At 61.4% G+C, this 6,879-nt stretch carries 5 protein-coding genes and 1 pseudogene; all 6 read left to right on the plus strand.

Annotated elements, in window-relative coordinates; all coding sequences use genetic code 11:
• Nucleotides 1–850 (plus strand): annotated as a pseudogene (locus tag ACT8II_RS08930) (ATP-binding protein); the annotation flags it as partial.
• 53 nt (nt 851–903) lie between these two features.
• Nucleotides 904–2,670, plus strand: a complete 1,767-nt coding sequence (locus ACT8II_RS08935) for a DnaA ATPase domain-containing protein (RefSeq protein ID WP_443813877.1) — start codon at nt 904–906, stop codon at nt 2,668–2,670.
• Nucleotides 2,671–2,902: 232 nt separating this feature from the next.
• Nucleotides 2,903–4,006 carry a DNA polymerase III subunit beta gene (gene dnaN / locus ACT8II_RS08940; protein WP_294123333.1) on the plus strand — a complete coding sequence of 368 codons (1,104 nt, stop codon included), beginning with the start codon at nt 2,903–2,905 and terminating at the stop codon, nt 4,004–4,006.
• A 164-nt stretch (nt 4,007–4,170) separates the two neighbouring features.
• Nucleotides 4,171–5,256, plus strand: coding sequence for a DNA replication/repair protein RecF (gene recF / locus ACT8II_RS08945; RefSeq protein WP_294123328.1), 1,086 nt, complete (start codon nt 4,171–4,173; stop codon nt 5,254–5,256).
• 75 nt (nt 5,257–5,331) lie between these two features.
• Nucleotides 5,332–5,703, plus strand: coding sequence for a DciA family protein (locus ACT8II_RS08950; protein WP_118654023.1), 372 nt, complete (start codon nt 5,332–5,334; stop codon nt 5,701–5,703).
• Between the two features lie 237 nt (nt 5,704–5,940).
• On the plus strand, nt 5,941–6,879 hold a 939-nt coding region (locus tag ACT8II_RS08955; RefSeq protein WP_443813880.1), incomplete at its 3' end, for an ATP-binding protein.

Genomic DNA, 6,879 nt, shown 5'->3' on the forward strand with positions numbered 1-6,879 from the left:
ACTCCCCATGGTGCAGCAATATGTCGAGGCCGCCGGGGGCGCCATCTCGGTGGAAGATAACCTGGGCGCGGGGACGGTGGTCACGGTGAGCGTGAATCCCGTGCGTGTTGAGGAGATCGAGCGGGCCGTTTCACGTGGAGCAGCCGTGCGCAGTGGGCACCATGATGAGGTACCCATGCAGGCGGGCGCGCAGCCAAGTGGATTCGGGGCCGTGGGGGCGCAAACAAGTCCGAATCCGAACTGGGGAACGGGAATGCAGGCGGAAACCGATCCGCGGGCGATATCCATGGGGACGATGGCCCCGCCGTACCCACAAGGGTATCCATGGACGCCGGGGGCGGGTGTGGGTTACCCGGCATATGGCAATCCGTACGGCATGACACAGCCATACGGCGGTATCCCGCAAGGATACCCAATGCAGATGGGGCAACTGGGGCAGCAGTCGCATCAAGCGATGATGGGCGGGCAGATGATGGGAATGCCCAATCTCGGCGGCATGACCGGCGGCGCAGAGACGGCGCCCGCGTCGATGGCACCCGGGACAGCCATGCCCGGCGCGGCCATGCCCGTAGCAATGCCAACGCCGGGCATGCCGACGAATGCCATACCCGGCGAGCAGCAGCCCTCGCTCGCACCAAGACCATATGTGAGCGAGCGTGGGGCCCTTGCTCTGCGTTATATCGCACAAAACGGCAAGGGAGGCCCAACCGACCTCACGCGCACCTACGGAAATTCAGATGCAACGTGGTCGCGCGAGCTCGACACCCTCTCGGGGACGGGGCTCATATATAAACGTGGTCAGAAATACGTGCTCACCGAATTGGGTCAAGGATGGGCGCAGCAACAATAGCCCACGCACGACGGTTGGACCGCCCCTCGATGCAGAGATGAGGAATGGGGAAGATGGATAACGAAGCGCGCATACTCCTCGATGACGTCATCGAGTTTTGCCGGCGCGACGAGCGCGAGCCGCGCCTCATACATATGCTGGAACAGTGTCAGGCCGTCGCATTCGACGACGAGTCCCTCACCGTGCAGGTGCCAAGCCGGTTCGCCTATACCTACCTCGTTAAACAGCGCGAGTCTATCGAAGCGTACCTCGAGGAGATCTCCTTCATGCCCATGAGGCTTGAGGTCGTCGTCGACGGACGAGGTGCCGCTGGAGAATCGAGGGCCACCGCAGCAAGTGTGCGGGAGGCCTCACGCCGACAGGCGGAGCCTCCCCTCGCGAGCATACTCGCAGATACCAAAAGCATGCGCGGGGAGGATCCCCTCCCCTCCAACGAGAACGGCGCGGCTCCCCAAGAGAGCGTGCCAGCCGCGACCCACCCCCTCGACGCAGCGGTCTCGACTCCCACGGGCGGCGAGACCGGCCGATCGGGCATCAGCGTGGTGAACACCGTGTCCCCCGACACCTTCCGCCGCATGATGCAGGAGATGCGCGCGGGCGACCCAGGTGCAAAGAAGCCCTCCACAGGAGAAGCCGCCGCGCGCGGAAACAACCCCACGATGGTGCGCGCGGCGGCGGGGGACGGCTCCCAGCCAGGCAGGGGCCCGGCGGGCGACATCAACGCCAAATACACGTTCGACAGCTTTGTCGCGGGCGACGAGAACCGTCATGCCTTCAACAGTGCCATGCGCTTCGCGGCGTTTGCCGAGGAGCCTGGGCAATGCCCCTCGCTGTTCATCTACGGCAACTCGGGTCTTGGAAAGACTCACCTGCTCTTCGCCGTGCGCAATTACCTTGCCAAGGAAAAACCCTATATCCGCGTCAAATACGCGAATTCCCAAGCATATCTCGACGACTACATGAACGAACTCGGCGGGCAAAGAGGTCCGGGCAGCCTCATCATGCGCGAGTATCGCGATGCGGACATCCTCATCATCGATGACGTGCAGAACATCGTGGGCAAGCAGGCGTCGGTCGAGTTCTTCTTCCAACTCGTCGACAGCTTCATCCGCGATGGCAAAAAGGTCGCGTTCGCATCGGATCGCGCGCCCAAGGACCTCGCCATGGACGAACGTCTCACCAGCCGTTTTAGCCGTGGCATGCTGTGCCTCGTCTCCGAGCCGGGATTTGAGATGAAGTACGTCATCCTCAAACGCTATTACGAGAACATCATCAACGGCTCGGGCAATCTCGACGGACTCAACGTCGACACGTCCCTGCTGTCAATGCTACCCGAACACGAGGGGCACCTCACTGACGAGCATCTGCGCCACATGGCGGAGATCTCGGGCAACAACATCCGCAACCTCGAAAGTTTCTGCGAACGCTGCGCGGGGCTCGCTGCCGAGCGCGAGGCGGCAGGGCTCGAACTCTCGGCGTCGGATATCGATGAGACGGCAAAGACCTACTTCAACACCGCGCGCAAGATCATCCATATCGATATGGTCCAGCGGGTGGTCGAGGAGTTCTACCACGTGAGCCACGAGGAGCTGATAGGTCCCCGGCGCACCGCGACCATCGCCTTCGCGCGTCATGTCGCGGTCTATCTCGCCAACAACTTGTGCGAGATGACCACACCGGCCATCGGATCCGAGTTCGGCGGTCGCGACCATTCAACCGTACTCAACTCGCTCAAGGTCGTGGAAAACAAGATGCGCGAGGACCGGCGGATCTACGAAGACGTCCAAAACCTCAAGAACACGATCATGCTCAAATCGTAGAAGACACCTGTGGAAAACCTGTTGGAAGGTGGGGGTAGAAGTTGGGGACAACGCGGCCGTCCATGTTGAGAAAAATATGGGTCGACTCACGATGGGCAAAACTCAACGGTTGTCTACAATGGATTGTTGAGAGAAATCAATGGGTGTAACTGGGCAAACAAGCGTAGTCCACACCATCCACCGGGTTATTACTGTTGTTACTTATATATATTTAAGAGAGGAATAAAAAGAGATGAAGTTCACGGTCAGTCAATCTGCGCTCTCTGATGCCATCGCCGTCGTCATGAAGGGCATTGCGCCCTCATCGACCCTCCCCATCCTCTCCGGCGTGCTCGTGCGCGCAGCAGACGGCGTCCTCGAATTCCAGACGTCCAACTACACCATCTCGATCCGTCATCGCATCGCCGCGCGTGTGGACGAAGAGGGGCAGGTCGTCATTCCATGCAAGATGCTCTCGAACATCTGCAAGACCCTACCCGATGCGCCCGTATCCTTCGATGTGGCCGAACACCAGGTGAGCATTACGTGCGAGCGCTCTACGTTCCGACTGAACACGCTCGACGCCGGCGATTTCCCCGAGTTCCCAACGTTCGCCCTCGAGCGCTCCGTCGAGCTCCCCGCGAACATCTTGAGCGAAATGGTCTCTCGCGTGTGGCGCGTCACCTCGACCGACAAGAATCGCCCCGTGCTCAACGGCGTCTACATGACGGTTGAAAACAACACGATTCGTCTGGTTGCCACCGACTCGTACCGCCTTGCCGTGTGCGACACGCAGGTGGAGACTTCTACGCTGGAGGGCAGCTTCGAGCTGAACGTCCCCGCCGACGCTTTTAACGACGCGCTGGCCATCACCGGCGGCCAGGGCTCGATCCTCATCGGCTCGACCGATACGCAGGTCGTCTTCGTGGCGGGCAACACCACCTACGTCGCCCGTCGTATCGAGGGCACGTACCCCAATTACAAAGCCCTCCTCCCCGCCGCCTGCGCCACAACGGTCAAAATCGACGTTGCCGCCCTTAGTTCGGCGCTCAAGCGCGTTTCGACTGTCGCCCAGGCGAACTCCGCGGTCAAGTTCGATATCTCCGCGGAGACGGGCACCATGGTGCTTTCCGCGATTTCCAACGACCAGGACGCCGCCACCGCCACCGTCGAGGTCGAGGCGGAGGGCGTATCGGGCGTCATCGCGTTCAACTACCACTACATCTTTGGTTGCCTGAACGTTCTATCGCACGAAAAGGAAATCACGCTTGAGCTGCAGAGCTATAACCAAGCAGGTGTGTTCAAGTCGTATGACAAGATCAACTACCTGTACCTCGTCATGCCGGTGCGTATTTAGCGCCGTCGCGGGTCGGCGGCCGAGTGCGCCGCGCCCGCCGACCGCGCGTGCCCGTTGCGTCCACCCGGCGTGTTGTTATGTTGTCGTGGTACGTCCCCAGCTGCACCAACCGCACCACATCCCCGATCCCTTCGCCATCCCGACCATCTGAGGTTTTTCGTTCTATGAGCATCACCGCGACGGAGCTCTCCGTTGTCAATTACCGTAGCTTCGATGAGCACGTGTTGTCGCTCAGCCCGCATGTGACGGTACTGGTGGGCCGCAATGCCGTGGGAAAGACCAATCTCGTTGAAGGGCTGCAGCTACTCACTGCCGGCTCGTCGTTCCGCAAGCCGTCTCCATCCGAGCTGCTGCGCGCGGGCGCATCGACGGGCCGCGCTCGGCTCTCGCTTGCGGGTGACGGAAGAGCACTCGAGATGGGGCTTGAGCTCGCGGATGGCAAGCGCGCATTCACCCGTAACGGCAAGCGCACCACCGCCGCCGGAGTGCGCGGCGTTTTGCCGAGCGTGCTGTTTTGCCCGGATGACCTCGACATGGTCAAACGCTCGGCCTCGGTTCGCCGCGCCGCCCTCGATTCCTTTGGTGTCCAGCTGAATGCTCAGTACGCCAAGCTGCTCTCGGCATATGAGCGCACGGTCGAGCAACGCAACAGCCTGTTGCGCGATTGTCCCGCACCGGAGCTGCTTGAGGCGTGGGACGAATCCCTGGCGGCGACGGGAGCTCAGCTTCTCATGCATCGGCGCGCCTTGCTCGCGCGCATTCGAATGCATTTTGTTGACGTCTATCGCGTCATCGCCCCGCATGAGGAGCCGGATGTGGCCTACGAGTCCACGATAGGTGAGCTGGGGGAGGGACGCGAGGAGATATCCAGCCAGTTCCTAGGGGCACTCCACGAGCGCCGCACGGACGAGGTGCGCCGGGGGCTCACGCTCGTGGGCCCGCACCGCGACGAGATATCCTTCACCATAGATGGGCGCTCGGCGCGCGACTTTGGGAGCCAAGGCCAGCAGCGATCCATCGTGCTTGCATGGAAGATCGCCGAGGTGGAGGTGACGCGCGATATCTTGGGCCGCCCGCCCCTGTTGCTGCTGGATGACGTGATGAGCGAGCTGGATGCCACGCGCCGCGAGGCCATCATGGGATTCGTGGCACAGGAGGTCCAAACGGTCATTACCACGACGAACCTCGGGTATTTTTCGGACGAGGTGCTCGGCGGCGCAAAGGTCGTACGCGTGGGGTCCATCGATTGATGAGTATCCGCGTGCCAGGGGGTGTGTTCCCCCTTGGCGCGCGAGCTTGGCGCGGACCTGCAGAAGGAGGAGCGGATGGGTCGTGTGACCGAGAAGGGGCGCCTTAACGCCACAGCCGGATTAGGGGACTTTATCAATTCCGAACGCAGCCGTCTGTTCGACGGCGCGACCCCCGAGCGCCGGCAGCAGTTTCGGCAGGCGGAGCGTCGGCATGAGGTCTATCATGCCTGGAATCAGGTGTGCGCCAACTCCCGCGAGGGTAAGCACGTGACCGGCCTGCATTACGTGCCCGAACGGGACGAGCTCGTGGTGTACACGGACGGCGCCTCCTGGACGCAAGAGCTGAGCATGATGCGCGAGATCATCCGCGCGCGTATGGAGCGCTTGGGCGGCGCCGTGGGCAACATCGTGGTCAAGACGTCGCGTCCGGGGTTTGAGCGCGCATAGCGCATGGGACCTCCGAGCAAGGCCCCTGAGACTCTTGGGTTCAAGCCGACACATCGCCCTTGAGCGCACTTCTCTCATGAGGAGGCGGGAAGGACGCAGAAGAGCCCTCTATCTCCCTAAATGAGCCCTCATTGGCTTCCAGGGGTATTTGTGATGTGATCGATATCGCGTTTTGCCATTGGTTCATGCGATAAACTGTAAAGGTTAGCCATACTTCACAGCATAGAGGGAGATTACGTGGCGGATCAGAACGAATACGGCGCGGGCGAGATTAAGATCCTCGAGGGCCTCGAGGCCGTCCGCAAGCGCCCAGGCATGTACATCGGTTCGACCTCGGTGAGCGGTTTGCACCATCTGGTGTGGGAAATCGTGGACAATTCGGTGGACGAGGCCATGGCCGGCTTCTGCACCACCATCGAGGTTACGGTGCATCCCGACAACTCCATCACCGTTGTGGACAACGGCCGCGGCATTCCTGTCGCCGAGCACCCGGTCAAAAAGATTCCGACGCTCGAGGTCGTCATGACGATCCTGCACGCCGGCGGCAAGTTCGACAACGCTGCCTACAAGGTCTCCGGCGGCCTGCACGGCGTCGGCGTCTCCGTCGTCAACGCGCTCTCTAAGAAGATGAACGTTCGGGTTCGTCGCGACGGCAAGATCTACGAGATGGAGTTCAGCCGCGGCAAGACCACCCAGAAGATGCGCGAGATCGGCACCTGCGACACCACGGGCACCACCACCACCTTCTGGCCCGACGAGGAGATCTTCGAGACCACCGTCTACAACTACGACACCCTGCGTGATCGCCTGCAGGAGACGGCGTTCCTCAACAAGAACCTCAAGATCGTCCTTAAAGACGAACGCGAGTCGACCCCCCAGGTGGACGAGTTCTGCTACGCCGGCGGCATTATCGACTTCGTCAAGTACCTGAACGACGGCAAAACCGTGCCCGACGATCTCAAGAACCCCATCTACCTTTCCGGCGCCTCTGAGCCCGACGCCCCGGTGGAGAAGACCGGTGAGGTCGAGATCGCGATGCAGTGGAACACCTCGTACTCCGAGACCGTCATGAGCTTCGCGAATGACATCAACACGCCCGAGGGCGGCATGCATATGGAGGGCTTCCGCACCGCCCTCGGGCGTGTTGATGTCATTCGCGAAGCTCATGACGGTCTC

This window comes from Collinsella sp. (assembly GCF_052346665.1).
Lineage (GTDB): Bacteria > Actinomycetota > Coriobacteriia > Coriobacteriales > Coriobacteriaceae > Collinsella.

Excerpts from the sequence above, each read along its gene's own strand:
- ACT8II_RS08935 (WP_443813877.1), top strand. The coding sequence starts at position 904 with ATGGATAACGAAGCGCGCATACTCCTCGATGACGTCATCGAGTTTTGC.
- dnaN (WP_294123333.1), top strand. The coding sequence starts at position 2,903 with ATGAAGTTCACGGTCAGTCAATCTGCGCTCTCTGATGCCATCGCCGTC.
- recF (WP_294123328.1), top strand. The coding sequence starts at position 4,171 with ATGAGCATCACCGCGACGGAGCTCTCCGTTGTCAATTACCGTAGCTTC.
- ACT8II_RS08950 (WP_118654023.1), top strand. The coding sequence starts at position 5,332 with ATGGGTCGTGTGACCGAGAAGGGGCGCCTTAACGCCACAGCCGGATTA.